Annotated in this window: 17 protein-coding genes; 10 read left to right on the forward strand and 7 right to left on the reverse strand. The window is 67.4% G+C overall.

What is annotated here, in order from left to right; genetic code table 11:
• The first annotated feature begins 71 nt into the window (after positions 1 to 71).
• The 9 genes from WT97_RS08885 to WT97_RS08920 all read left to right on the forward strand — a co-directional run bounded on the left by WT97_RS08885 (position 72) and on the right by WT97_RS08920 (position 13,567).
• Complete coding sequence (locus WT97_RS08885; protein ID WP_082742290.1) at positions 72 to 2,294, forward strand: GNVR domain-containing protein; 2,223 nt, start codon at positions 72 to 74, stop codon at positions 2,292 to 2,294.
• Between the two features lie 44 nt (positions 2,295 to 2,338).
• On the forward strand, positions 2,339 to 3,520 hold the full coding sequence (locus tag WT97_RS32460; protein ID WP_179949392.1) for a glycosyltransferase: 1,182 nt from the start codon (positions 2,339 to 2,341) through the stop codon (positions 3,518 to 3,520).
• 11 nt (positions 3,521 to 3,531) lie between these two features.
• Positions 3,532 to 4,965 (forward strand): DUF6418 domain-containing protein, encoded by a 1,434-nt coding sequence (locus WT97_RS08890; RefSeq protein ID WP_060036221.1) that lies wholly within the window; start codon positions 3,532 to 3,534, stop codon positions 4,963 to 4,965.
• Positions 4,962 to 6,200: a hypothetical protein gene (locus tag WT97_RS08895; protein WP_082742288.1), complete on the forward strand. Its 1,239-nt coding sequence runs from the start codon at positions 4,962 to 4,964 to the stop codon at positions 6,198 to 6,200. Before WT97_RS08890 ends, WT97_RS08895 begins: the two co-directional genes overlap by 4 nt.
• Positions 6,201 to 6,288: 88 nt before the next feature.
• On the forward strand, positions 6,289 to 7,497 hold the full coding sequence (locus WT97_RS08900; protein ID WP_059789396.1) for a glycosyltransferase: 1,209 nt from the start codon (positions 6,289 to 6,291) through the stop codon (positions 7,495 to 7,497).
• A 199-nt stretch (positions 7,498 to 7,696) separates the two neighbouring features.
• Complete coding sequence (locus tag WT97_RS08905; protein ID WP_059789397.1) at positions 7,697 to 9,505, forward strand: alpha/beta fold hydrolase; 1,809 nt, start codon at positions 7,697 to 7,699, stop codon at positions 9,503 to 9,505.
• A 105-nt stretch (positions 9,506 to 9,610) separates the two neighbouring features.
• The gene (locus tag WT97_RS08910) at positions 9,611 to 10,804 is read left to right on the forward strand and encodes an acyltransferase (RefSeq protein WP_060036190.1); all 1,194 of its coding nucleotides are present in this window, start codon (positions 9,611 to 9,613) and stop codon (positions 10,802 to 10,804) included.
• Between the two features lie 158 nt (positions 10,805 to 10,962).
• Positions 10,963 to 12,177, forward strand: coding sequence for a glycosyltransferase family 4 protein (locus WT97_RS08915; protein WP_082742287.1), 1,215 nt, complete (start codon positions 10,963 to 10,965; stop codon positions 12,175 to 12,177).
• 100 nt (positions 12,178 to 12,277) lie between these two features.
• On the forward strand, positions 12,278 to 13,567 hold the full coding sequence (locus WT97_RS08920; protein ID WP_060036189.1) for a hypothetical protein: 1,290 nt from the start codon (positions 12,278 to 12,280) through the stop codon (positions 13,565 to 13,567).
• 24 nt (positions 13,568 to 13,591) lie between these two features.
• On the opposite strand, the gene WT97_RS08925 is transcribed toward WT97_RS08920, so the two are convergent.
• Together WT97_RS08925 and WT97_RS08930 are read right to left on the reverse strand one after the other, a co-directional pair.
• Entirely contained in the window at positions 13,592 to 15,157 is a 1,566-nt protein-coding gene (locus tag WT97_RS08925; RefSeq protein WP_060036188.1) for a mannose-1-phosphate guanylyltransferase/mannose-6-phosphate isomerase, read from the reverse strand.
• Entirely contained in the window at positions 15,154 to 15,732 is a 579-nt protein-coding gene (locus WT97_RS08930) for a hypothetical protein (protein ID WP_059789400.1), read from the reverse strand. Before WT97_RS08930 ends, WT97_RS08925 begins: the two co-directional genes overlap by 4 nt.
• Positions 15,733 to 17,028: 1,296 nt before the next feature.
• Here WT97_RS08930 and WT97_RS08935 point away from each other — a divergent pair.
• Positions 17,029 to 18,420: a sigma-54 dependent transcriptional regulator gene (locus tag WT97_RS08935; RefSeq protein WP_034204976.1), complete on the forward strand. Its 1,392-nt coding sequence runs from the start codon at positions 17,029 to 17,031 to the stop codon at positions 18,418 to 18,420.
• 39 nt (positions 18,421 to 18,459) lie between these two features.
• Here WT97_RS08935 and WT97_RS08940 read toward each other — a convergent pair whose 3' ends face one another.
• From WT97_RS08940 to WT97_RS08960, 5 genes are read right to left on the reverse strand one after another with little or no spacing between them, the layout of a single operon-like run.
• Entirely contained in the window at positions 18,460 to 20,913 is a 2,454-nt protein-coding gene (locus WT97_RS08940) for a glycoside hydrolase family 2 protein (protein WP_257127559.1), read from the reverse strand.
• A 29-nt stretch (positions 20,914 to 20,942) separates the two neighbouring features.
• Positions 20,943 to 21,998 carry a DUF1839 family protein gene (locus tag WT97_RS08945; protein WP_059789711.1) on the reverse strand — a complete coding sequence of 352 codons (1,056 nt, stop codon included), beginning with the start codon at positions 21,996 to 21,998 and terminating at the stop codon, positions 20,943 to 20,945.
• Positions 21,995 to 22,969: an amino acid--[acyl-carrier-protein] ligase gene (locus tag WT97_RS08950; protein ID WP_059500687.1), complete on the reverse strand. Its 975-nt coding sequence runs from the start codon at positions 22,967 to 22,969 to the stop codon at positions 21,995 to 21,997. Before WT97_RS08950 ends, WT97_RS08945 begins: the two co-directional genes overlap by 4 nt.
• The gene (locus WT97_RS08955) at positions 22,966 to 24,162 is read right to left on the reverse strand and encodes an acyl-CoA dehydrogenase family protein (protein ID WP_059500686.1); all 1,197 of its coding nucleotides are present in this window, start codon (positions 24,160 to 24,162) and stop codon (positions 22,966 to 22,968) included. The genes WT97_RS08950 and WT97_RS08955 overlap by 4 nt, the downstream gene beginning before the upstream one ends.
• Entirely contained in the window at positions 24,159 to 24,410 is a 252-nt protein-coding gene (locus tag WT97_RS08960; RefSeq protein ID WP_006490451.1) for an acyl carrier protein, read from the reverse strand. The genes WT97_RS08955 and WT97_RS08960 overlap by 4 nt, the downstream gene beginning before the upstream one ends.
• Between the last annotated feature and the right edge of the window lie 138 nt (positions 24,411 to 24,548).

Below are 24,548 nucleotides of genomic sequence, written 5' to 3' on the forward strand. Positions count from 1 at the left end.
AAGACATGAACGTGAATCACAACGCGCGTAAGGCGGCGAAGCCAGCCGGATCTTCCATTCTGGAGTTCAGCATGAAGATGGACCGACCTGCATTGACCGGGCATCAGAACGAACCGAAACAGGCTGCCGGACATGCGACGCGGTTGTCGCCGATCGATTTGCTGGAGAACGTGCTCGACAACGGGCGCCTGTTTGCGGCCGTGTTCGCGGCCTGCCTGCTGCTCGCGATCGTCTATGCGATCGCGGCGACGCCCGTGTATTCGGCCGACATGTTGATCCAGATCGAGGAGAACAAGCCCAGCGCACTGGGGTCGCTGTCGTCGATCTCCAAGGCGCTCGATATCCAGAATTCGGCGGTGGTCGGCGAAATCGACATCGTCCGTTCGCGCTCGGTCGTTCTCGAAGCGATGAACGCGACGGCCGCACAGGCCGAGGTGTCGGTCGAGAACCGGTTTCCGATCGTCGGCGGGCTGATCGGTTCGTTCCTGCCGAAGGACGCGAACGGCCTCGTCGACGCACCGCTCGGGATGTCGTCGTGGGCCTGGGGCGGCGAGCGTCTGGAGTTCAGGACGTTCGAGGTGCCGGCCGCGCAGATCGGCAAGCCGCTGACGTTCGACTATCTCGACGGCAACCGCTTCCAGCTGACGGACCGCGGCGGCCAGGTGGTGCTGAGCGGTGTGGTCGGCGTGCCGAGTGCGAACGACGGCTATCGCGTGGACGTCGCACAGATCGTCGCGCGCCCCGGTGCGCAATTCAGGGTGCGGCGCATCGCTACCGACGTGCGTCTCGACGCGATCCTGAAGAAACTCGGCGTGATCGAGACGAAGCGCCAGTCGGGCATCATGCAACTGAGTTTCGAGGATCCCGACCCCGTCTTTGCCGCACGCATGCTCAATGCGATCGCCGCGGCCTACCTGAACTTCAACGCGAGACGCCGTGCCGACGATGCGGAGCGCAGCCTCACGATCCTCAACGCGCAGATGCCGATCGTCAAGGCGCGGCTGCAACAGGCCGAGCAGGCGCTGAACACGTTTCGCAACCAGCAGGGGTCGATCGACGCGCAGGGCGATATCCGGCTGCTGGTCGAGCAACTGGCGCTCGTCGACAAGTCGCGGCTCGAAACCCGGCTCGAGTATCAGGATCTGCTGTCGAAATACGTGCCGGGGCAGCCGCAGGTCGTTGCGGCGGCCAACAAGCTGAAGGAACTCGACAAGCAGGCTGCGATGTTGAAGGACAAGGCCGCGCGCCTGCCGTCGCAGCAGCAGACGTACTTGCGTCTTGCGCGCGACGTCGAGGTCAACAACCAGCTCTATGTCGGATTGCTGAACAATACGCAGCAGTTGCAGATCGCGGAGGCCGGCACGGTCGGCAACGCATCGATCGTCGACAAGGCGGTCGCGAGCGACAAGCCGATCCGGCCCAAGCGCCTGATCGCGATCCTCGCCGGTGCGGTGATCGGGCTGATGCTCGGGTTTCTCGCGGCGCAGGGCCGTGCGCTGCTGGCCGGCCGCATTCGCGATCCGAATGAGCTGGAAGCGGCGCTCGGCATCCCGATGCTCGGCGTCCTGCCGAAATCGCGCCGTCAGGCCGATGCGGATGCGAATCGCACGCCGGCCTTCATCGCGACGCAGGAGTCGGCCGACGAACCGCTGGCCGATGCGATGGACAGCCTGGCGCTGACGTTGCGACACCGGCTGGCGGCCTATGGCGGCGACGCGAAGGTCGTGCTGGTGTCGTCCGCAGCGCCCGCGCAGGGCAAGTCGATGATTGCCGCCAACCTCGCGTACCTGTTCGCCGAGAGGGGGCTCAAGACGGTGATCGTCGATGCCAACGTGCGCGCGCCGGCGCTGCATCGCTATCTGCCGGTCGCCGCGACGCCGGGCTTGTCCGACGTACTGAAGGGCGCGCTGCCGGCCGACGAGGCGATCACGCGCGTGGCCGGGAAGCTCGATGCGCTGTCCGCCGGCACTCAGCGCGCGTCGACGCGCAACCTGTTCGACGTCGCGCGTCTCGACAAGCTGGTCGTGTGGTTGCGCAGCGGCTACGACATGGTCATCGTCGATGCGCCGTCCGTGCTGCCGGTGGCCGACATCGCGGCCTTGTCGCGCGTGGCCGACATGACGCTGTTGGTGGCGCGCCAGGGTTCGGCGAACTCGGCCGGCATGGCGGACGCGCTCGACAGCCTGCGCAAGATCGGTGTGCGCATCGACGGGCTGGTGTTCAACGGGTTCGAGCCGTCGCCGTTGCACGGCGTACGCCGGATCGGCGCCGGCTTCGCCGCAGCGCGCGCCTGACCGCTCGGGAGGTGTCGATGCAATCGGGCGAGGAGGTGCAACGCATGAGCGATTCGATGGCGGGCAACGACGGGCTGCGGCGCGAGTCGCCCGCGGTGCGGGTCGTGTGGTTTCTCGGCCCGCGGCCGGTGAGCTGGAACGGCGTCATGCGATACAGCCTCAAATGTATCGATTTCATCCCGGCATTGGCGGGATTCGACGTGGAGCCGGTCGACATTCCGGCCGAGCCGCGTTCGTTCCTGCGGTACTGGACGCAGTTCGTGCTGTATCCGCTGCGTGCGATCGCGGCGGCGCGCGCCGGACACTTCGTGATGCTGTACCAGGAAGACCTGGCCTTCATGATTCCGCTGATCCGGTGGGCGGGCGGTCGCGTCGGCATCGTGCTGCATCATGTGCAGCGTCCGGGCCAGGTGCGCGGCGTCGTCGAGCAGTTGAAGAATGCGTACATGCGATTGACGCAGTCGCTGATCGCGACCGCGGACGTGGTGCTCGCGCCGTCGGACGTGACCGCGCAGGAAGCGCTGGCGGAGCTGCGCATCCGCGCCGACCGGATACAGGTCGTTCCCAATGCGTTCGACGATCGCTATGCGCCGATCGACGCCGCGGTGCGCGAACGGGCGCGCGCGATGCTGCTCGCGCGCTTCGGCATCGACGTCGGCGACGCGCTGGTGGTGCTGAACGTCGGCTCGGACGAGACGCGCAAGAACAATGCGACGCTGTTTCGCGCGCTCGCGTCGCTCGGGCGCAAGGACGTGATGGTGCTGCGGGTAGGCAGCGCGCACAACCAGGCCAACCGCGACGAATGCCGCAGCATTGCCGCGCAGGCTGGCATCGCTGCCCATTTCGTCGAGAACGTCGGCGACGAGGATCTCGGCTACTTTTTCCAGGCGGCGGATCTGTACGTATCGCCGACGTTGCACGAAGGCTTCGGTCGCACGGTGATCGAGGCGCAATTCGTCGGCGTGCCGGTCGTCGCGTCCGATTTGCCGGTGTACCGCTACACGATGGGCGAGTCGTTCGTGGCCGTCGCCGATGCGATGGATGCCGCCGAATGGGGCCGGCAGATCGAACGCGTCGCCGGCGACCCGTCGCTGCGCGCCGGGCTGGTGAGCGCCGGGCGGGCGAACGCGCGGCGTTTTTCGTCCGGCGCGGTCAGCGCGCAACTGCACGATGCGCTGGAGCGCGCCGTGCATGGCCGGCCGCGCGCCGGCCGGGCACAAGCGTGAAAGAGGCGGCGATGCGAACGATTCAGGCCGACGGCCGAACCGCGGCGCTCACGGGCGTGGCCGTATCGACGCTGTTCGTGCTCGCGTTGAGCGTCAATGCGATGCTGCCGGCGCTCGGCGCGATGGAACCGAGTGCGACCTGCACGTTGCTGGTCGCGGTCGCGGGCGTGATCGCGCTGATCGTCGCGCGGCCGGTGTTCGCCGTGTCGATCCTGTACACGCTGGTGATCGGACTGACCGCGTTCGTTGCCGGCGTAGGGATCGAGTCCGGCGGATTCCTGCGGGAAACGGACATCTTCGGCGTCGCGAACGGCGCGTTCAGCCGGCTGCTGTCGTTCTATGTCGTTTTCATCGCATGCGCATTGTTCGCGTTCGACCGCATCCTGAACGCACGCTCCGGCCATCCGCCGATCCGCGCGCGGATGACGCTTCAGCCGATAAGCGTGGCGCTCGGGCTGGGGCTGGTCGGCGCGATCCTCGCGACGGGCGTGCTGGCCGGCCTGACGGGCGGCTTCGCGGTGCTGAGCGGCGTGAATCGTTACGCGCTGCGCAACGACGCGTCGAACAGCACGCTGTTCAACCTGTTCCTGAACAACCAGACCTTCGTCGCGGTGCTGCTCGGCACCTTCTGCACGAGTTCGGCGCGGGTCGTACGCTGGACGTCCGTGTGCCTGCTCGTCGTCGATCTGGTGCTGGAAGCGTTGCACGGCGAACAGTTCATGGCCGTGCTGCACGTATGCCTGACCGTCCTGATCCCGTTCATCGCGATCCATGCGATGAACGGCAAGCCGGTGATGCGCTACCTGGGAATCGGCTCGCTCATCGCACTCGTGATCGGCAGCGTGTCGGTGTTCTACGCGTACCGGGGGCAGGGGCTCGACGTCGCGGAGACGGTGGTGTCGCGGTTTCTCGAACAGGGGCAGGCGTGGTACGTGGTGGACGGCGACGCACACCTGTTCGGCGCGCCGACGTTCGGGGGCATGGCGGCGTTCGGGCGCTTCGTCGATTCATTGGGTTCGTTCACCGAGCCGACGTTCTTCAGCGATGCGCCGGTGAGCGGGCTGCGCGACCTGATGCTGTCGTACGGCACGCCCGAGATCCTCAAGGCCTACGTGTTCGACGACGTGACGTTCACGATGGGCAACATGGCGGTGCCGGTCTACTGGTTCGGCTATGCGGGCGGCGCGCTGTTCATTGCGCTGACGGGCGCGATCTACGGCGTGGCGAGCGCGATGCTGATCCTGGTCGCGATGCGCGGCGGGGTCGTGATGCTGTGGTTGGCCACGAAGATCTTCGCCTACGCGACCTATGCGATGCAACAGGGCGATTACTGGACCTTGTTCGGCGCACGCACGCTGTTCTATCTGGCGATCGCGCTGATCTGGTGGCATTGCGTCGACGCGCGGCGCGTGCACGCCGATGCGATGCGGACGGGGACATCTTGAACGCGTTCGTCAGGCTTCTGTTTTCGTCGTTCGCGGGCGTGGTGTGCGAAAAGATCATCGGTGCGTTAGCGGCGATCGCGAGCAATCACCTGTTTGCGAACATCTACGGCGCGCGGCTGTTCGGCGAGCTGCAGTTCGCGTTGTCGCTGGCCTACGTGATCGGCAGCGTCGCGCTGATTTTCGGCGCACAGGTGATCCAGCCGATCCTCGGCAAGCACCCGCGCCTGCGGCACATGGTCGTCTACCGCGCGTTCCGCCTGCGGCTCACGCTGACGCTGGCCGTCATGCTGCTGTTCATGGGGGTCGTGGTGATCGTCATGCGGCCGTCGAGCGTATCCGAGCTCACGTTGATCGCGGCCTTTGCGTTGATCGTGGAGCCGATCGCGCTCGGTTCGCTGATGGCCTACGCCGAATCGAAGCCGTGGGTGATCACGCGGGCGCGGGCGTACGCCAGCTGCGTGCGGGTGCTGTGGCTGTACATCGCGGCACACGCGTCGCTCGGCGTGATCGTCGCCGCGTTCGCATGGCCGCTCGAGGCTTGCGTGGCGGCCGCGGCGCCGTTCAGCCGTTATCGCGAGCTGGCGTTGAAGACGCCGAAATCGTTTCGCGGCAGCGCGGCCGTCACGAAAGCGCTGGTCGTGCGCGGGCTGCGGATCTGGCCGGCCATTGCGGCCAGCGTGCTGGTGCTGCGCATGGATCGGCTGCTGCTCGGCGTGCTGGTGTCCAAGGCCGATCTCGGCATCTATGCGTCCGCCGCGTCGCTGGTCGAGCAATGGAATTCGGTCGGCACGACGCTGGCGCTGGCCCTGGCGCCGAGCATGGTTTTTTCGGCGCGGACCGAGCCGCTCGTGCGCGCCAAGGCATTGAAGCTCGGTCTCTATCTCGGCCTCGTCGGCTGTGCCGCGTGGGTCGGCAGCTACTTCGTCGGCCGCAAGGTGTTCCTGATGATCTACGGGCCCGCGTTCGTGCAGGGCGTGCCGATCATGATCTACGCGACCGGCTGCGCGATCGCCACGTTCATCGATGCGGGGCTGAGCACGTGGCTCCTGGCCGTGCGGCGCTACCGGCTCATCATGATCAAGCAGGTGCTGATCGTCGCGGCGATCGTCGCCGCGCCGTTCGTCATGCCGCGCACGCTGGTGATGTATGCGCCGTCGACCGGCATTGCGGTATCGCTCGTGGTGTTCTGGTGCGTGGTGCTCGGGAATCTCGCGTTCACCCGGGAGCGGCCATGAGCCGGCGTGCAGGCGGTCGTTCGCCGCGCCGGCGTGGATTGGCGGGACATGGAATCGGGAAGGTTTCGGATCGTAGGGGAGGTCACTCGTGAAAAACCGGGTGCTGATGGTGATGACGCGGGACATTCCGCAGGACGTATCGAACGGACGGGAGCGCACGTTGAGCTTCATCCGGAAGGCAATCGGCGACCACATGGACGTAACCGAATTCAAGATCCGCTCGGTGTTCGAGGACGGCGGCTGGCGCGCGAAGATCGGCGCGGCGGTGCGGGTCGGATGGAGCGTGTTGCGCGGCGCGCCGTGCGCGCTTCAGGTGGCGATGTTTTCGCATCCGCGCAAGCGCACGGCGCTGCTGCGCGCCGTCGAGGCGATCAGGCCGGACGTGATCTATTTCGACGGCATCCGGCTCGTCGATTACGCGATCCTGGTGCGGCGCAGCGTGCCCGGCTGCCGGATCGTCGTGGATTTCGACGATCTCATGTCGCGCCGCGCGAACATCCTGCGCGAGCAGGATTTGCCGTTGTCGGCCGGGTATCTGGAGAAGTCGATTCCGGGGCCGTTCGTCAGGCTCGCCAACGCGAGGCTGGTTCGCAACGCATTCCTCGGCTATGAAGCATTCGCGCTGAAACGGCAGGAGCGCGCGGCGATCGGCTCGTCGCATGCCGTCACGCTCGTTTCGACGGAGGACGCGCAGTCGCTGCGGCGGTCCCTCACGAACGACGAGGCCGTGAAGACGCACGTGATCGCACCGCCGATGCATGCGCTGGTGCCGATGCGGCGTCCGGCGGCGCCGTTCCGGTTCGTCTTCATCGGTTCGGACCGGCAGTTGCAGAACCGGCTCGCGATCGAATTCCTGGTGGCGTTGTGGGCGCGTATCCGGCCGGCCACGCCGCTGGTGATCTACGGGCGCATGGCCGGCCGGTACGCACCCGTTCCGAACGTCGAGTTCGCCGGGTTCGCGCCGACACAGGCGGATGTCTACACCGAGTGCTCGATCGCGTTGTGTCCTGCTTTTCTGCGTGGCGGCATCAAGTCGAAGGTGCTGGAGGCGGTTTCGTACGGTTGCGTGCCGGTCGGCAACGAAGCCGCGTTCGAAGGACTCGGATTCCACGACGATGCGCTCGCGATGAGCGACACGAGACTGGAGCGGTTCGTCGCCGATCCGACCGCGGATCTGGATCGCGTCGTGGCGGCGGCCACGCGCTTCGCCGCGTACTGCGAGCAGCATTTCAGCATGCCCGTATTCGATCGTCGGTGGCGCGAGCTGATCGCGCCGCCGGCAGGCAGCCCGTCGTGACGGGCGCCGCAACGAAGAGGAGGGCCCCGATGGCGTGATCCGAACGGCTCGCGGGCGGCCGGCTTCCGGACCTTGCATGTGCGGCATGGATACCGGAAAGGGGAAGGCTTCCGCGGGAGATTTGCCGTCCTGCGGCCGACCGGTTCAGCGGTCGGGCCGCAGGGCGCCGTACCCATTCTTCACCGATACCTAATAGAAAATGAGACCGATCATATTTGACGGGCGGTTCGGATGGCTGCATCCGGGCAGCGGGACGCGGGGTGTCGTCCTGTGCAACGCGTACGGACACGAATCCGTCTGGAGTCACGGCGGCATGCGGAATCTGGCGGATCGCCTGTCCGCGCGCGGGATGCCGGTGCTGCGTTTCGATTACCGCGGCACCGGCGATTCCGCCGGGGCCGATGGCGCGAACGACCAGTTCGAAACGGCCGTCGACGACGTGTGTGCGGCCATCTCGCGATTGCGCGAGGAAACCGGCGTGACCCGCGTGACGCTGTGCGGCCTGCGGCTGGGCGCGGCATTCGCGCTGCTTGCGGCGGACCGGGACGACGTCGATCGGCTGGTGTTGCTGGCGCCGGTGGCGAGCGGGCGCAGCTACGTGCGCGAGCTGTCGATCATGCGCAATATCTGGCTCGACCAGTTGCCGGCGCCGCTGCGCGCGGCCCAGCCGCAAGACGCGCCGCTCAACGTGCTCGGGCAGGTCTACAGTGCGGCGTTCCGTACGCGGCTCAATGCATTCGACGCGATCGACGCGTTGAAGGACCGCACGGGTGCGCCGGCATCGGAAACGCTGATCGTCGACATGAGCGGCGGCGGTACCGAACCGCTGCGCAAACGGCTCGAAGCGCTGGGCGGCAAAGTCGAGCAAAGGCCGTTCGAAGGCTATGCGGCGTTCATGCAGGAAACGACGTTCTCGCGCTTGCCGACGCGCGTGTTCGATGCCGTCGTCGACTGGATCGCGGCCACCGATGGCCCGCAGCGACCGGCGGCGCGCACCGCGCAGAAAACGGACTGGGAGCCCGACCTGATGCTGCGCACGCCGGAAGCCTGCGAGCAGCCGGTTCGATTCGGGGCGGCCGGCCGCCTGTTCGGCATTCTGTGCACGCCGCACGAGATGCACGACCGGGGGCCGGTGGTGCTGATCACGAACACGTCGGCCAGTCCGCACGTCGGCGACAGCCGGCTGTCGGTGCGGATCGCCCGCGAGCTCGCGCGCCGCGGCATCGCGTCGCTGCGGTTCGACGGACGCGGGATCGGCGACAGTTCGCCAGCGCAAGACGGCGCGCCGCTCGATGCGCCCCAGCCGGTCTATTCGAGCGCCGTCGTCGACGACGTCGCGACGGCAGCCCACTGGTTGAAGGAGCAAGGGTATCGGCAGGTCGTGTCGTTCGGCATCTGCTCGGGCGCATACAGCGCGTTGCGTGCGGCGCTCGCGGGACGCGCACTGTCGGGCGTCATATCGGTGAACCTGCAGCGTTTCCACATGCCCGACGGCATCTCGACCGACGCGCTGCGCGAGCATCGTCCCAATTCGATGGCCGGATACCGGTCGTCGTTCTTCGAGCTGAAGAAGTGGAAGCAGGTGCTGAGCGGCGATCGAAAGATCATGCCGTTCGTCCGGCTCGTGCTGAAGCGCTCGACGACGACGCTGGCCGTGCGAATCGGCGCATGGCGACGCCGGATCGCCGGCTGGTCGTGCGCGGACACGACCCCGGTCGATCCGCACGAGATCCTGCGTGCGCTCCAGCGCAAGGAGGTGAGCACGTTGTTCGTCTGCGGCGCATACGACAGCAGCCTCGATCTGGTGACGATGTATTTCGGCCCGCGCGGAAAGCGGCTGTCGCGATTTGCCGGTGCGCGCGCCGTCGTACTCGACGATCTCGATCACAGTGTGTTCGGTTCGCATGCCGCCGACGCGGTGGTCGGGCTGTGCAGCGAATTCGTCAAGGGGCTCGAATCGCGTCGCGCGACGGCGGCGACGATCATCAACGCGGAGTCGCCGGCATGACCGGACCGACGCGGGGCTGTGTCACATGTCGCACAGTCGCTGCACCGGTGCGGTGATACGGTAACGCGTCTGTCCTCCGCCGACGCCGGCAACCTCTACGCGACCATGACGATGCATTCCGAACCTTCCGGACGTCTGGACCATATCGATGCGATGCGCGCCGTCGCGGTCCTGCTCGTCATATGGACGCACTATGCCGAGCGGTTCGTCGCGCTGGCGGGCGCTCAGCAGTGGCTCGACACGCTGCAGCGCTCCGTCAATTTCGGGCGGATCGGCGTGGTGGTCTTTTTCGGCATCAGCGGCCTGCTGATTCCGGTCAGTTTGCACGGCCCCGCCGGACCAGGCACACGGCGCTTCCTGATCCGCCGTTTCCTGCGGCTGTATCCGGCATTCTGGTTGTCCATTCCGATCGGCTGCGTCGTCTTCTGGACGCTGTTCGGCAAACCGGTGAGCGCGACGCTGCTGATCGCCAATGCGACGATGATCCCGACCGCGTTCGGTCAGGAGCCCGTCATGGGGCATTACTGGACGCTCGAAACGGAGCTGTATTTCTACGGGCTTTGCCTCGTGCTGTTCTGGTGGGGCGGGCTGCATCGGATGCGCGACCTGTCGCTCGCCTGCATCGGGCTGTGCGCGGTGTTCGTGACGACCGTCGCGCTGCACGTCTTTCCCGACGACACGCTGGGCCAGTACAAGGCCATGCCGTACCACCTCGCGATCATGTTCTGGGGCGCATGTTTTCGTCAGGCCTACGACCGGCCGCTCGACACGCTGCGGGTGAGAGGGGGGCGGGGCGAACACGCCGGCATCGCGCTGACGTACCGATGCGTGGCGGGGCTGCTGACCGCGATGATCGTCGGCGTGGCGCTCGTCGGCGCGGCCAACGACTGGCGTCATCACAACGTCGATCATCTGCCGTCGTCGCTGGCTTATGTGGTCGGCGTCGCGATCTTCGTGGCGATGGCGACGGTATTGAAAGTCCGCGCGCGCGCGATGGCGAAGCTCGGCGAGGTCAGCTACTCGATTTACCTGTTTCACGCGATCCCACTGTTCGGGTTCTACTGGCTGTGCGAACACTACCGATGGACCGGATGGCCGCTGGGCGTCTACATGATCGTTCCGGTCGTGCCGTTGATTGCGTTGTCGTATCTGAGCTACCGGTATTGCGAAGCGCCCTGTGTGCGGCTCGCGCATCGCTTGACCGCATCGCGGTGGCGCGGCGGCGATCTGCCGGTCGGCAATCGGTCGGTCGATGCGACGCCGGGCCCGGTGCGAAGCGGCTGGCGCGCGGACGGATGAAATGGCTTGGAACGGTTTGGAACGGCGATCTCGCGTTGCCGATACGAATGGAATGGACGATACGGAGCGCAGACGATGCTGACGAGTACGGTGGTGCATGACGATGGCGGCGGCATGCCGCGATACCGGGTGGTTCGATGCACGTTCGGGATGCCGAATTGAACGGGTGGTCGTCGATCGGCTCCCGCGCGGAGGCGACGCGCGTCGTCGTCGTCAACGACTACGCGCGCAAGGGCGGCGCGGAGGAGGTCTACCAGACCTCCATCGAGGTGCTGCGCAAGATCCCGGACGTGGACGTGTACTCGTTCGACGAGACGAATTTCGCGGCGGGCGAAGGCGCGTTCGCGCGCGGCTGGAACCGCGCCGCGGCGGGCGCACTGGCGACGTTGCTCGACGACGTGCGTCCGCATCGCGTGCTCGTGCACAACTATCACAATCTGCTGACGCAATCGATCCTGCCGGTACTCGCACGGCGGCGGCGCGAGCAGGGATTTCGCACGTATCTCACGTGTCACGACTACCATCTGGTGTTCTACAACCCGAACCTGCTCGCCTATCGCAACGGACGTCCGGTGCCGGTTCCGGTCGATGCGCTGTCGAATCCGGCGCGCCTGTTCGCGCTGGCGAGCCCGCGCGGGCGGCTGCACGACACGGTGAAGAAACTGCACTGGCACGCGGTGTACGCGTATTGCAATCCGCGGAACGTGTTCGACCTGTTCCTGTGCCCGAGTCCGTACATGCGCATGGCGCTGGCGCAACGCGGCATCACGCGCACCGCACTGCTGCCGAATCCGGTGAGCACGCTGGCGGAGCCGTTCCCGCCGCGCGTATGCGATCGCGAGCAGTTCGATCTCGCCTATGTGGGGCGGCTCGATGCGGAGAAGGGCATTCACGAGTTCATCGAACTGGCGCGCCGGACCGCGTTCCGCCGTATCGGCAGTCTGACGCTGTACGGCGACGGCACACTGCGCACGCAGCTCGAAACGCGCCACCAGGATCTGGTTCAGGCCGGCCGGTTGCGTTTCGCCGGGCGACTCGGCCACGGCGAGCTGTTTCACGCACTGCGCGCGCACGATGCGCTGGTGCTGCCGTCGGTCTGGGCCGAAAACGCGCCGCTCGTGCTGGTCGAGGCCGCCACGCTGGGGCTGCCGGTGCTCGCGCACGAGATCGGCAGCCTGTCGACGTTCGGTAGCGAGATCGGCAACAAGATCCTGTACCGGAATTCGCCGGACGGCCTGACGAATGCGTTCGACGAATTGGGTCGTCATTTGCGCATCGCCGATCGGCACTACGATTGTTCGGCGTACACGCCGTCGCGCTACGCGGCGCAGCTTGCATCGTGGATGGGGCTCGGCGGGCAGCAGGGCGGTTAGCGGCGCGCAGCGGATGCGTCGACCTGGGCCGGGTTCGGCCAGGATACATCGCGGCCGCGCGTTCGTCCCGCGGCCGCGATACTTGATCAAGAGGAGCGTTATGCGGGCATTGCGACGCATCGTGGCGGTCGCCCTTGGCGCACTGGCGTTGTCGGCCGTCTACGGTCATTGCCAGGGCGGTGAGCGCGTGATGGCGCTCGCGCCGGCCAATACGTCCGGCAGCCCCGATTTCAAGGGCTCGTCGAACGGGCTGCTCGCCGGCACGACGTCGATATCGAAAATCGACGTGCACACGTTGCTGTACCCGGGCAGCACGACACAGGTGCTCGCGCACTACCTTCCATGGTGGGGCCCCGACCGGCGCGGCGTGAACGTCGGCTATCGATCCGACGATCCCCGCCAGGCGTTTCGCACCTTCGCCGACATGCGTTCGAGAGGCATCGACGGCGTGATCGTGGATTGGTACGGCGAGGGCCATTTCGTCGACACGGCGTGGCAGGCATCGCTGCCCGAACTCGCGAAGTTTCCCGGGATGACGTTCTCGATCATGATCGACAGCGGTTCCTTCAAGTTCAATGCGTGCCGCGGCTGCGACCTGACCGCGACGATCCTGCACAACCTCGCGTACATCAGCCGCGAATACTTCACGTCGAGCCAGTATCTGCGCTACAACGGCCATCCGGTCGTGTCCGAGTTCGGGATGGACGCGGTCGGCAAGGCCGACTGGGCACGGATTCACGCGGCGTACCCCGACGTCTACTGGATTCATACGTTGGTGCAGGGCTTCGATCTTCCGTACAGCAAGGGCGCGTACGTGTGGACGCAGCCGTCGCCGCGCGCCGCGCCGCAAGCGGTCGGCATACGACGCGACCTGCTGTATCGCGAGCGCTTCTACGACATCGCACGGAATCAGCCGCCGGGGACGATCACGGTCGGCGGCGTATGGAGCGGCTTCGACGATACGAAGGCATCGTGGGGCGCCGCGGCGCCGCGCTTTCTCGCGCCGTCGTGCGGCCAGACCTGGCTGGACACGTTCAGGACGATCAACGAGCGCTACAGCGTGCGGCAACAATTGCCGTTCGTTCAACTGATCACCTGGAACGACTACGAGGAAGGCAGCGCGCTCGAAACCGGCATCGCCAGTTGCACCGCAATCGACGCGCAGCCCGTGGGTGCGAGCCTGACCGTCAGGATCACCCATCCGGAGACCGTCGACCATCTCGAGCTGTACGAGCGGCTCGGCGACGGCGCGTTCGCGCTGGCCGGCCGCTATCCGGCCGACACGACGAGCATGCCGCTGCCGGGCGCCCGGGCGGGCACCTACTTCATCAAGGCCGTCGGCAAGCCGTTCATCCAGAACGTCGTGTCGACGGCGATCGTCGTGCGGTGACGCGCGGGCGCCATGCCCGTGCGGTCAGCACGCGTCGCCCGTCGACGGCGCGGCCAGCACGGCCGCCTTCCGCGTAGCCGGTTCCGGCGGTACGCAAGTCTCCCGGCCATACTGATCGTCGAAGCGGACGATATCGTCCTCGCCGAGATAGTCGCCCGATTGCACCTCGATGATTTCGAGCGGAATCCGGCCGGGATTCTCGAGTCGATGTACTTCGCCGACGGCGATGTACGTCGATTCGTTCTCGCACAGCAGGAACGTCTCGGCGCCGCGCGTCACCTTCGCGGTGCCGCGCACGACGATCCAGTGTTCGGCGCGGTGATAGTGCATCTGCAGCGACAGCCGCCTGCCGGGCTCGACGACGATCCGCTTCACCTGGAAGCGCTCGCCGAGATCGATCGAATCGTAATGGCCCCACGGCCGCTGCACCTTGCGGTGCTCGCTCGCCTGCGGGCGCCGGTCGGTCTTCAGGCGCGCGACGATGTTCTTCACGCGCTGCACGTCGTGCTTGTTCGCCACCAGCACCGCATCGGCCGTCTCGATCACGACGACGTCCTTCATCCCGACGCACGCGATGAGGCGGCCTTCCGAGCGCACCAGGCTGTCCTGCGTATCCTCGAACACGATGGGGCCGCGCGCGACGTTGCCGTGATCGTCCTTCGGCATGATTTCCCAGATCGCGTCCCATGTGCCGACGTCCGACCAGCCGGCCGCGAGCGGCACGACGATGCCTTCTATGCCGAGCTCGCCGTGTTCCGCGAGGCGCTCCATCACCGCATAGTCGATCGAATCCGACGGGCATGCGTCGAAGGCCGCCGCGTCGATCCGGAAGAACGGATCGTCGGCGACGCCCGCGCGCCACGCGCTCTCGCAGGCCGCATGAATGTCGGGCGCAAGCGCGCCGATGGCCTTCAGCCAGACCGATGCGCGCGTGACGAAGATCCCGCTGTTCCACCAGTAATCGCCCGATTGCAGATAGCGTTCGGCGAGCGTCGCGTCGGGTTTTTCGACGAAACGCCCGATCGCGTAACCGCCCTGGCTGCCGTGGCGGCCCGAACGCGGCTCGCCAACCTGGATGTAGCCGTAGCCCGTCTCCGCGCGGCGCGGCAGCACGCCGAGCGTGACGATCGCGCCTTCCTGCGCATAGCGTGCCGCACGTGCGATCGCGTCCTGGAACGCGCCGACGTCGACGATCACGTGATCGGCCGGCATCACGGCGAGCACGGGATCGTCCGCGAGCGCACTCGCGTCGAGCGCGGCGAGCGTCAGCGCGGGCGCGGTGTTGCGCGCGGCCGGTTCCAGCAGGATGCGGGCGGGCGCCGAGCGGCCGTGCACCTGCTCGGCGCTCATGAAGCGATGCTGTTCGCCGCATACGAGCAGCAGCGTGTCGCCGAGCGATGCGTTCGCGATACCGTTCAGGCGGCGCGCCGTTGCCGACAGCGGCGACTCGTTCGATACCAGCTCGATCAGTTGCTTCGGATACTGCTCGCGCGACAGCGGCCACAGCCGCGTGCCGGAGCCGCCGGCGAGAATCACCGGCAGGATGCTCGGCAGATCGGGTTCGGGAACCGGACGAAGGGTGCGGGTCATCGGTTCGCTCCGGTATCGGCAGGGAGCAGGGTGCGCGCGCGGCCGTCGGCGCGCGCGTCGTCGTGGCGCGAGACCGAAACGGCTCGCGACAGCAGGTGACGCAGCGCGCCGGCCGCGCGGTCGGCCGACCGTATCATGCCGACGAACGGCGCGCCCTGTTCGAGATACGGCCCGTAGGCCTTGCGGAATCCGAACTGTTTGTAGAACGCCTGGCGCGGCGCGGGGACGTGCGTGCGCACCGCCGCCTCGGGCCACGCGGCCTGCGCGGCGGTGAGCGCGCGCCCGATCAGGCGTTCGAGCGTGTCGTCGTCGCGGCAGCTTTCGCTCGTCAGCACCTTGTCGATCACGACGTCCGGATCGATGTCGTCGCCGGGCAGGATGCGTGCGTAGGCCGCGACTTCCATCGCGTCGCCGTCGCGCACGCTCGCATAGACGTGCAGCGCGCCCGCGTCCTTGCCGTCGATGTCGAGATGCGTGTGCGCGTCCTCGACCACCAGCACGGCGTTGCGCGCGCGCAGGATTGCATAGAGATCGACGGCGCTCAGATGTTCGAATTCACAACAATGCCATTCCATGATGCTGTCCTCGCGTGATGCCTTCGGCACGCCGCGCGGATGCGGTCGATCCGTGCGGCGCGGCGATCTTCATCATCCCGATGCGTGGTGCAGCGGTCTGTTCGAAAGCGCACTCACGCTCCGGATTCGCAGGGCGCGGCGCGGGATACCAGGCGATGCGCGCGTCACGGGAGCGTCGCAATGTGCGGTAGCACACACCGTCGGGGCCAGTGCTTTTTCATAATTGGTTCATCGTGGCGGCCTGCAATGAAGCGCGCCCGGCCGACATCGCACGCAAACCGCGCGCCGGGAGACGGGGCCGAGATTGCATCGTTGACGACGGACCGGCTGCGCGCAGGAGTGCCGGGCGCTGGCTCGCCGTCGATCGCATCGTGCACACCGGGCGAGGTGATCCCCCCGCCATCCGATCGCCATCCTGCACGCCCGCAAGGGGGCGCTGCCGCTCGCGTGCCTGCACCGCCGCGGTGATCTGCCGGTGGGGGCGCTTCGGGCCGGGACCTGCGGGCGGGCGGATCGCGCAAGGATGGCCATCATGCTGCACCGCACGACGCGCGGGCCGCCGCCCGGTATCCGGCCAGCCGGCAGGATTTCGCCGAAAAGCGCCTGCGCGGCGCGATGCCGGTGATTACGACGTGTAACGGCCGGGTGGCCGGCGCGCCGGCGGGAGGCGATGCGGCGACCCGGGGGCGCGCGCGATTATGCGGTCCGCGGAGCACGGTACTTTGCTTTTTGGGAGATTTCGATGGAAATCGCGGGCAATCGACCGGATCAATCTTGCGGAAAAGTAGTATTTGCCACTGATTGACGGGAATGGTCATAGATAATCAAATCTCAGTGGTCAAAAGCGCGGAGCGCCGGGCCACGAGCAGCGTAACCGACTGATTCACGTTTATCTTTTGGTAACAAGGCCAACTGGCAACGGGGTGTAAATTCAGGTGCGGATGAAATGGGGCGGGCGATCCGGGCGCGGTTTGGCCGCCCTCCGGCTCGGCATCGGGTGCGACCGTCGTGTACGATGCGACGCCCATGCGGGTCGGCGTTTCCGTGTGCCGACGTGCCCCGCCTGACGGCGGGTCGCTTCAAAGCCGGAATGTCATGGCTCCTGCAGTCGCGCATTCCGTTCGAGTTCGATGACAACGAGGCCGGATGACAGCCGGCTCGATCTCCGGGGGTTCTCGCCGTGTGCAGTTTCGATCTTCGCCAAAGCTGCGGAAACGCAGCGCGGAAAGGCGGCCATGCGCCGCCGGCCGCAGCGCACGCGAACGGTTCGCGGAGTGCGGAAAGTGATGGTTCGTTATGAATATGCCAATAACGCGCGATAAGAGCGCCGGCGTGGGGAGCGGTAACGGGCAGCGTCCGCTGATTTACTGGACGCAGTCGCCGTCCGTGATGCTGCGAAAGGAATTGTCGCGCCGCGACTGGAAAGTGTCGGTCGTCGCGCATGCGAACGAGCTGCGCGACACGTCCGGCGAAATTACCTGCGGCATTCTCGACTTGAGCGGCGGCCACGCCGATGCGATCGGCAGCATCGCGTCGACCTGCGCGTCGATGCGCGACGTCGTCTGGGTGGCGCTCGTGGATGCCGGCCAGACCGCGTCGCCGAACGTGCGCGCGCTGTTGCGCGACTACTGCTTCGACTACGTCACGCTGCCGGCGTCGCACCAGCGGATTGCCGATACGGTCGGCCACGCCTACGGCATGGAATGCCTGTTCGCGCGCGATCGCGAACAGCTCGAATCGGAGGAAAAGGGCATCGTCGGCACCTGCAGCGCGATGCTGCGGCTGTTCGATACGGTGCGGCGTTTCGCGCGCACCGACGCACCGGTGTTCGTGTTCGGCGAAACGGGAACGGGCAAGGAGCTCACGGCCGTCGCGATCCACCGTCATTCGGAGCGGCGCAACGGCCCGTTCGTCGCGGTCAACTGCGGCGCGATTCCGCCGCATCTGCTGCAATCGGAACTATTCGGCTACGAGCGCGGCGCGTTTACCGGCGCGAACGCGCGCAAGATCGGCTACGTCGAGGCCGCGAACGGCGGCACGCTGCTGCTCGACGAAATCGGCGACCTTCCCCACGAAAGCCAGGCGAGCCTGCTGCGGTTTCTGCAGGAGCGCGCGATTCATCGGCTTGGCGGCAGCGATCCGGTACCGGTCGATGTCCGGATCGTGTCGGCGACGCACGTCGATCTGCGCGATGCGATGGAGGAAGGGCGCTTTCGCGCCGACCTGTTCCACCGTCTGTGCGTGATGCGCATCGATCAGCCGCCGCTGCGCGCGCGCGGCAAGGACATCGAACTGCTCGCGCATCACATGCTCGAGCGCTTTCGCGGCGATGCGCGCCATCGCGTGCGCGGGTTCTCGACGGATGCGATCACGGCGCTCTACAAGCACGACTGGCCGGGCAACGTCCGCGAATTGATCAACCGCGTGCGCCGGGCGGTCGTGATGACGGAAGGGCGTCTGATCACCGCGCAGGATCTCGAGCTCGAATACTGTCTCGACGCGGCGTCGCCGTCGGTGGCCGACATCCGCAAGTCGATCGAGCGCGAAGCGATCGAAACCGCGTTGCTGCGCACGCGCGGGCGCGTCGCCGCTTCCGCGCGCGAACTCGGCGTGTCGCGCGCGACGCTGTATCGCTGGATGGAAGCGTACGGCATCGAGCGGCCGCGCAGCACGGGCTCGTCCGACTGATACGCGGCAGCGCGACGCTCGCGGCGGCCGCGAGCGTCGTCACCCGGCCTGGCTGGCCCGCACCGCGCGCGCGGCGTTCACGGCCCGGATTTCCACCGCGGGCGGCGCATCGCCGTCGGCCGCCGCGGGCTTTCCGTCGATTCGCAATGGAATGAGCGCGATGCGCGCCGGCGTGCCGGGCGCGAGATGGAACCAGTCGTCGCTCGGCATGAAACCCGGTGCGTCGATCTGCACGTGGCGTGCGACATGCCGCGTGTCGATGTCGACGTGCCAGGTCTCGCCGGTGCGCGATACGCACGCTTCGATCCCCGGTTCGCGACGCGCCAGCACGGCAGGATGCGTGCGGGACGGGAAATGGAACGCCTGCGACAGCAGCGTGCCGTCGTCGGCGCGCAGTGTCGCGACGACCGTATCGTGTTCGCAGGGGCCGAAGCGGTACGCGTAGGTCCAGTCGAAGAAGCGGCCGAGCAGCTCGGCCGAGCCGAGCCGCACCGTGTCGTGCGCGGCGATCCGCACCGGGCAGCCGGCCCGTGCGACCGGCGTACGGCCGTCGCGTAGCGCGACCAGGTCGATCGCGGCCGACAGCGGCGCCGGGCGCTCGTTGACCACGTGCACGTCGAGCCCGTTCAGGCCTTCGTCCACGAGCAGCACCTGGATCGGCTGCAGCACCTGGCGCAGCGCATACCATGCCGATTTCGGGCGGTGCGCGGCGTCGATCACGCCCCATCCGGCGCCCGGCATCACGTCCTGGAACTGCCACACGAGTGCGCCGGCGCAACGCGAACCGGTGCGTCGCCATTCTGAAAACGTCTCGCGCATCACGTCCGCGATCACCGCACGCGACAGCTCGAAGTAGCGCGCCGGATCCTCGCGTCGCAGCCGGTCAGGCGCGACGTCGTACAGCGTCTGCAGATAGTGGTCGCGGATATCGTCGAAATCCCACGACGTGCCGGGGTCGCGCGGCACGGCCGCCTTCCAGCGCGGCTCGTGCACGCCGGGCCAGCCGAGTTCCGCGAGCGTCGCATCGCACGGCACGTTCGCGAACGCGAGGCATTCGCTCGCGAAGCGCACGTCCGCGCGGCGCGCGTCGTCGAGCGGACGCAGGTACGCGCCGACGCCGTAGTAGTGCGACACGCGTTCGCGCGGCGTGAACGGCAGCAAGCCGCCGTCGGGCGAATCGGGCACGTACGGGACATCGGGGCGGTGCGCGGCCGCGTGGCCGGCCAGCCGGTCGGCCGTCAGCTCGACGAAGCGCTGCTTCGGCCCGAGCCCCGACATCGCGGCCTGTTGCGCGATCTCGCTGCCGCCGCACAGCACCGCAAGCGACGGCGAAGCGCCGTGACGCGAAAGGAACTGGCTCGCTTCGCGATCGACGTTGGCCGCGAACTCGGGATCGTCGAGCGCGTAATCGAAGTTCGCGAAACCGAAGTCCTGCCAGACCAGCAGCCCGAGCCGGTCGCACCATGCGTGGAACGCGTCGGCCTCGTAGGTCATCGTGCCGCCGACGCGGATCATGTTGAAGCCGGCGTCGCGTGCGAGCCCGAGCAGGCGGGCGTAGGTCGCGTCGTCGGCGTGCAGCGCGAGCGGCGCGGCGCTGCTCCAGCATGCGCCGCGCGCGAACACCGGCACGCCGTTGATGCGCAGCCCGAACCCCTTGCCGTCGATGCCGGAATCGATCTCGATCGTGCGGAAACCCGTCGAGCCGAGCGACCGGCGCGCGGCGCCGATATGCAGCACGACCTCGTAGAGCGCCGGGTCGCCGTGCGTATGCGGCCACCAGCGACGCACGTTCGGTATCGCAACGCTTGCGCGCAGTTGGTCGATGTCGGCACGTTCTAGCGTCGCGTGATGGTCGCCGCACGACAGCCGTGCCGCGAACGCGTCGGGCAGCGGCGCGGCGAACGTCAGTTCCGCGTCGAGCCAGCCCGTGTCGCCTTCGATACGGGCATGCAGTTTGCAATCGGCCAGGACGGGGCCGTCGGCCGGATCGAGCACCTCGACGGGCCGCCACGGGCCGGTGGGTACATACGGCGGAAACCAGCCCGGCATGTGCCCGAACAGCGACGTGCGGATCGTGCGCAATGCGGCGGGTTCGGCGAGCCGCGTGCGCCAGCGCGCACGGCGCGGCGCGCGCGCGTCGCGCAGATGCGGCGCGAGCGCACGGAAGCAGATGGTCAGCCGGTGCGTGCCGTCGAGCGACACGGGCACGTCGTGGGCGACGAACATGCTGTCCGAGCGGTGGATCGGCGTGTCGTCGAGCCATGCGTGGGCGAGCGTCGCGAGGCCGTGAAAGCGCAGGATGCGCGGCCCGCGCCCGCGCAGCTCGAGCCGGTACCAGTGATCGCGCTCGTCGAGCGACGCGGCTTCGTCGAGCCGGCCGGCCAGCGCGAGCGCCTGCGCGACCGTGCCGGGCACCGGCGCCGCAATCCAGCTGCCGCGATCGGCCGGGAGGTCGCGCGGTTCGCGCACGGCGCCCGCGGCCGTCGCCAGCATCGACCATGCGGGCAGGGGGCGCGCGCGCGTCACCGCATGGCCGACACGGGTGCGGTGTCGGCGCGCACGGGCGTCACGTGCCGCAGCGGCGCGCCAATCTGCCGCGCGCACGCGACGAGGTCGGCATACGCGACCTCGATCGCTTCGAGCGTCGAATCGCCGTATTCTTCCTTGCCGCGTGCGCACGCGCGCGCGAGCCGGAATTCGAGCACCATCGCTTCGGACGCGATGCGATCGCACGCGGCGCGGATTTCGGCGAACGGTCCGGTGCAGCCGCTCGCTTGCAGCCAGCGTGCATAGTGGCCGAACAGTTCGAAATTCGCGCCGAGCTGCCGCACCGAATTGAACGAGTACGCGTGGAAGCGCTCGAGCGGCGCGCCCGCGAGGATGCGCGCGTCGGTCTGCAACTGCCGGCGGAACGCCGCGATCGGATCGACGATCGGCAGGCGCCGCAGGTGGCGCTGCAACGCGGCGAGCGAGGCTTCGCACAGCGCGCGTTCGTCGAGCGGTGCAAAGCGTCGCTTCGCGCATTCGACGTACGGCGGCAGCGTCATCGGCGAGCTGGCGCCTACGAGCCCGTTGTAGTCGAAATCCTCGGCGACGTAATAGCCGCTGTTGTGGAAGTAGCCGATCTGGTGCTTCGCACGGTCGATCGCGTCGATGCCGATCGTCGTCTTCGTGTGCTGCGTGCGGTAGCTGCTGCCGCGCGTATCGGGCAGGAACCACGCGTCGACCTCGACGATCATCAGGTGGCCGCGCGCGACCTGCGTCTCGATGTGCTGGTCGAGCGGCTCGTAGATCGAATGTTCCTGCACGACGATCCCGTAGAGCCGCTCCAGCTCGTCGTGCGGAAACTTGAAGAACGTGAACTGGTCGCCCTCGAAATCGAGCGCGATCGTAAACGGCAGCGCCGCATACGGATTGAGACCCCACCACCGGAGCACCTCGAGCCACATGTCGACATAGCAGTTGGTCTGCTTCCAGACCATCTCCTGACTGTGCAGCGGGTGCGGCCGGTAGTGGCGTGCGCGGTGGCGCACCCCCTCGAACGACGCGTCTTCGCCGTCGCGGGAAACGAACCTCATGGCGTGCCCCACAGCACGTCGCGGACCGCTTGCGGCCAGGCGTCGATGTCGAAGCCGTGGTGGCGGAACAGCGCGAGCGTGAGCCGTTCGAGGCCGAAACCGACGCAGCCCGTGTGCGCGACGTCGCCCGTCGCGGTGCGGATGTCCCACAGCAGCCCGAAATGGTCCATGTGGTAGTTGAAGCTCAGGCACGCAGTCTGCCGGCCGTCGTGCTCGATCGGAATCAGCAGCTCGAACTTCAGGTTCTGCTCGCGCTGGCTGTTCGCGACGATCTTGCCGCCGCGCCCGAAGAACGGATCGTTCGCGAGATCGATCGCATTCGGCAGGTGCAGCGCTTCGATCATCCGCGTGCCGCGTTCCATCCACGTCTCGCGGAACGAGACGATCTGCTCGGGCGTGCCGATTCGCACGTATTCGCGCATCCGGAACAGCTGCATGCGGGTCGGGTCGAGCGACGGTTCGTGACGGAAGCAGTACGAGAACACGTCGACGATCCGGCCGTCGGCGGGCAGCGCCCCCGCGCGCGCGACGACGGGATACACGGGGTAGCACGCGGCCGGCGTCATCACGACGTAGGTCGGCTTCTGGTTTTCGGTCCAGTCGTCGCCGCGATCGAGGCATTGCAGCACGCGCTGGTGCTGGCGTTCGTCGCCGCAGAACGCGTGCACGCTGCCCGCCAGTTGCGGGAAGCTCTTCATGTATTCGCTGCGCTCGAACTCGGTGCGGCTCATCGCCGGCGGGAAGCGCAGCACTTCGGCCTGCTGGTCGGCGCCGAGGCGCGTGACGAACGCGTCGAGCGCTTCGACCACGCGCTCGAATCGTTCGCTGCGGCCGAACAGGCCCTGGATGCCGGTCGAAACCAGCAGGCCCGCGTCGATCAGCGCATCGCGCAGCGGATTGACGCCCGCACGGTCGAGCGGTGCGTCGGCGGGGACGGAGGCGGCGGAGGGCACGGCAAGGCGATCGTTCACGTATGTTTCTCCAGCGTGGCGGGACGCAGGGCGAGCAACAGGCTCGCGGTGTTGGCGGCAATGCGGTCGTTGCTGATCATCAGCGGCGCCGCGTGCAGGTCGCGAATGTGGCGGCCGATGCTGAACGGCGTGCCTTGCTTGTAGCCGGCCATCCCGCAGATCATCATCGCCTGGTGCGCGACTTCGAGCGCGGTCGCCGACACGTAGGTCTTCAGCGTATTGATCTCGGCGGCCCAGGCCATGCCGGCCGACCACGAGCGGGCCGACGCGTTCGCGTGGAGGCGCAGCACGTTGTCGACGCGGGCCTGCATCGCCTGCATCAGCGCGAGCGATTCGGCGATGCGTCGCGCGGCGGGTGACGGTGCGCCGTCGGTCTGGCGCGCCTGCGCGCGGAAGAACTGATGCGCGCGATGGAACGCGTCGCCGGCCACGCCGATCCACACCGCGGCCCACAGGATGTGCGAGACCGGCACCATCGTTTCCTCGGCGATCTTCGCGAACGGCACCGGCAGGCATTGCACGGCGGCGCCTTGCGCGTCGAGCACGAAGCCGTTGCTGCACGTGCCGCGCATGCCGAGCGTGTCCCATTCGCCGCGGCGCGTGAGCGTATAGCCGTCGCGCAGCAGCGTGACGAGCACCTGCTCGGAAGCAGGCGCGTCCGCATCGCGTCGCGCGGTGGCGAGAATACCGTCCGCGTAGTCGCCGTACGAGATCGTCGGCGCGGATTTGTGCAACCGGAACCCGCTGGCGTCGATTTCGAGCGCGCACTGGCTCGCGCGCAGGTTGCCGCCGACGCCGTCTTCCGACGTGGCCGATGCGAGCAGCCACTGGTGACGCACGAGCTGCTGCAGGAACAGCTTGTGCCAGCCCTGGTCGGCGGCGTGGTCGACGATGCAGGCGACCTGGATCTGGTGCATCGCGAACACCATCGCCGACGATGCGCACGCCTGGCCGAGGATCGAGCAGGCTGACGCGATATCTTCGAGCGACGCACCCGCGCCGCCGAGATGGGTCGGCACCATGGCGCCGAGCAGCCGGCGCGCGCGCATCGCCTCGATCGCCTCGACGGGGCAGCGCGCGTCGCGATCGACCGCATCGGCATGCTGGGCGGCGATTTGTGCGACGGCATGCGCGGCCTCGTCGAGCCGATGCGAATCGCTGTTGGACGCGAGTTCGGGAAGCAGCGCGCTCATGCGGAGTGCTCGGTGCGTTGCAGCGTGGCGATCGTGTCCGCGAGTGCGTCGATGCTGCGGAACAGGTTGCGGTTCAGCATCTCGTCGGGAATCTCGATGTTGAACTGCTTTTCGATCGCGAGCATCAACTGGATCGTATCGAGCGAGGAGAGGCCCGCTTCGTAGAGGTCGTCCCCGTCGCCGATCGAATCGATCGCGGCTTCGAGGTGGGCGACGTGCTTCAGGATGGTTCTGATTTCGTTTTTCACGTGCTGCTCCGGCATGCGTGGTGTCGTCCGCTCGGGCAGACGCGCGATAAGCGCTGACATCCCCCCGGCAGTCCGGCATCAGTAGACCATCGGTGGACACGGCGTTCTGTTCGCCACCCTACAAACAGCTGACCCGGC

Origin of the sequence: Burkholderia sp. MSMB1459WGS (genome assembly GCF_001534535.1) — a bacterium.
In the GTDB taxonomy this organism is placed as follows: domain Bacteria; phylum Pseudomonadota; class Gammaproteobacteria; order Burkholderiales; family Burkholderiaceae; genus Burkholderia.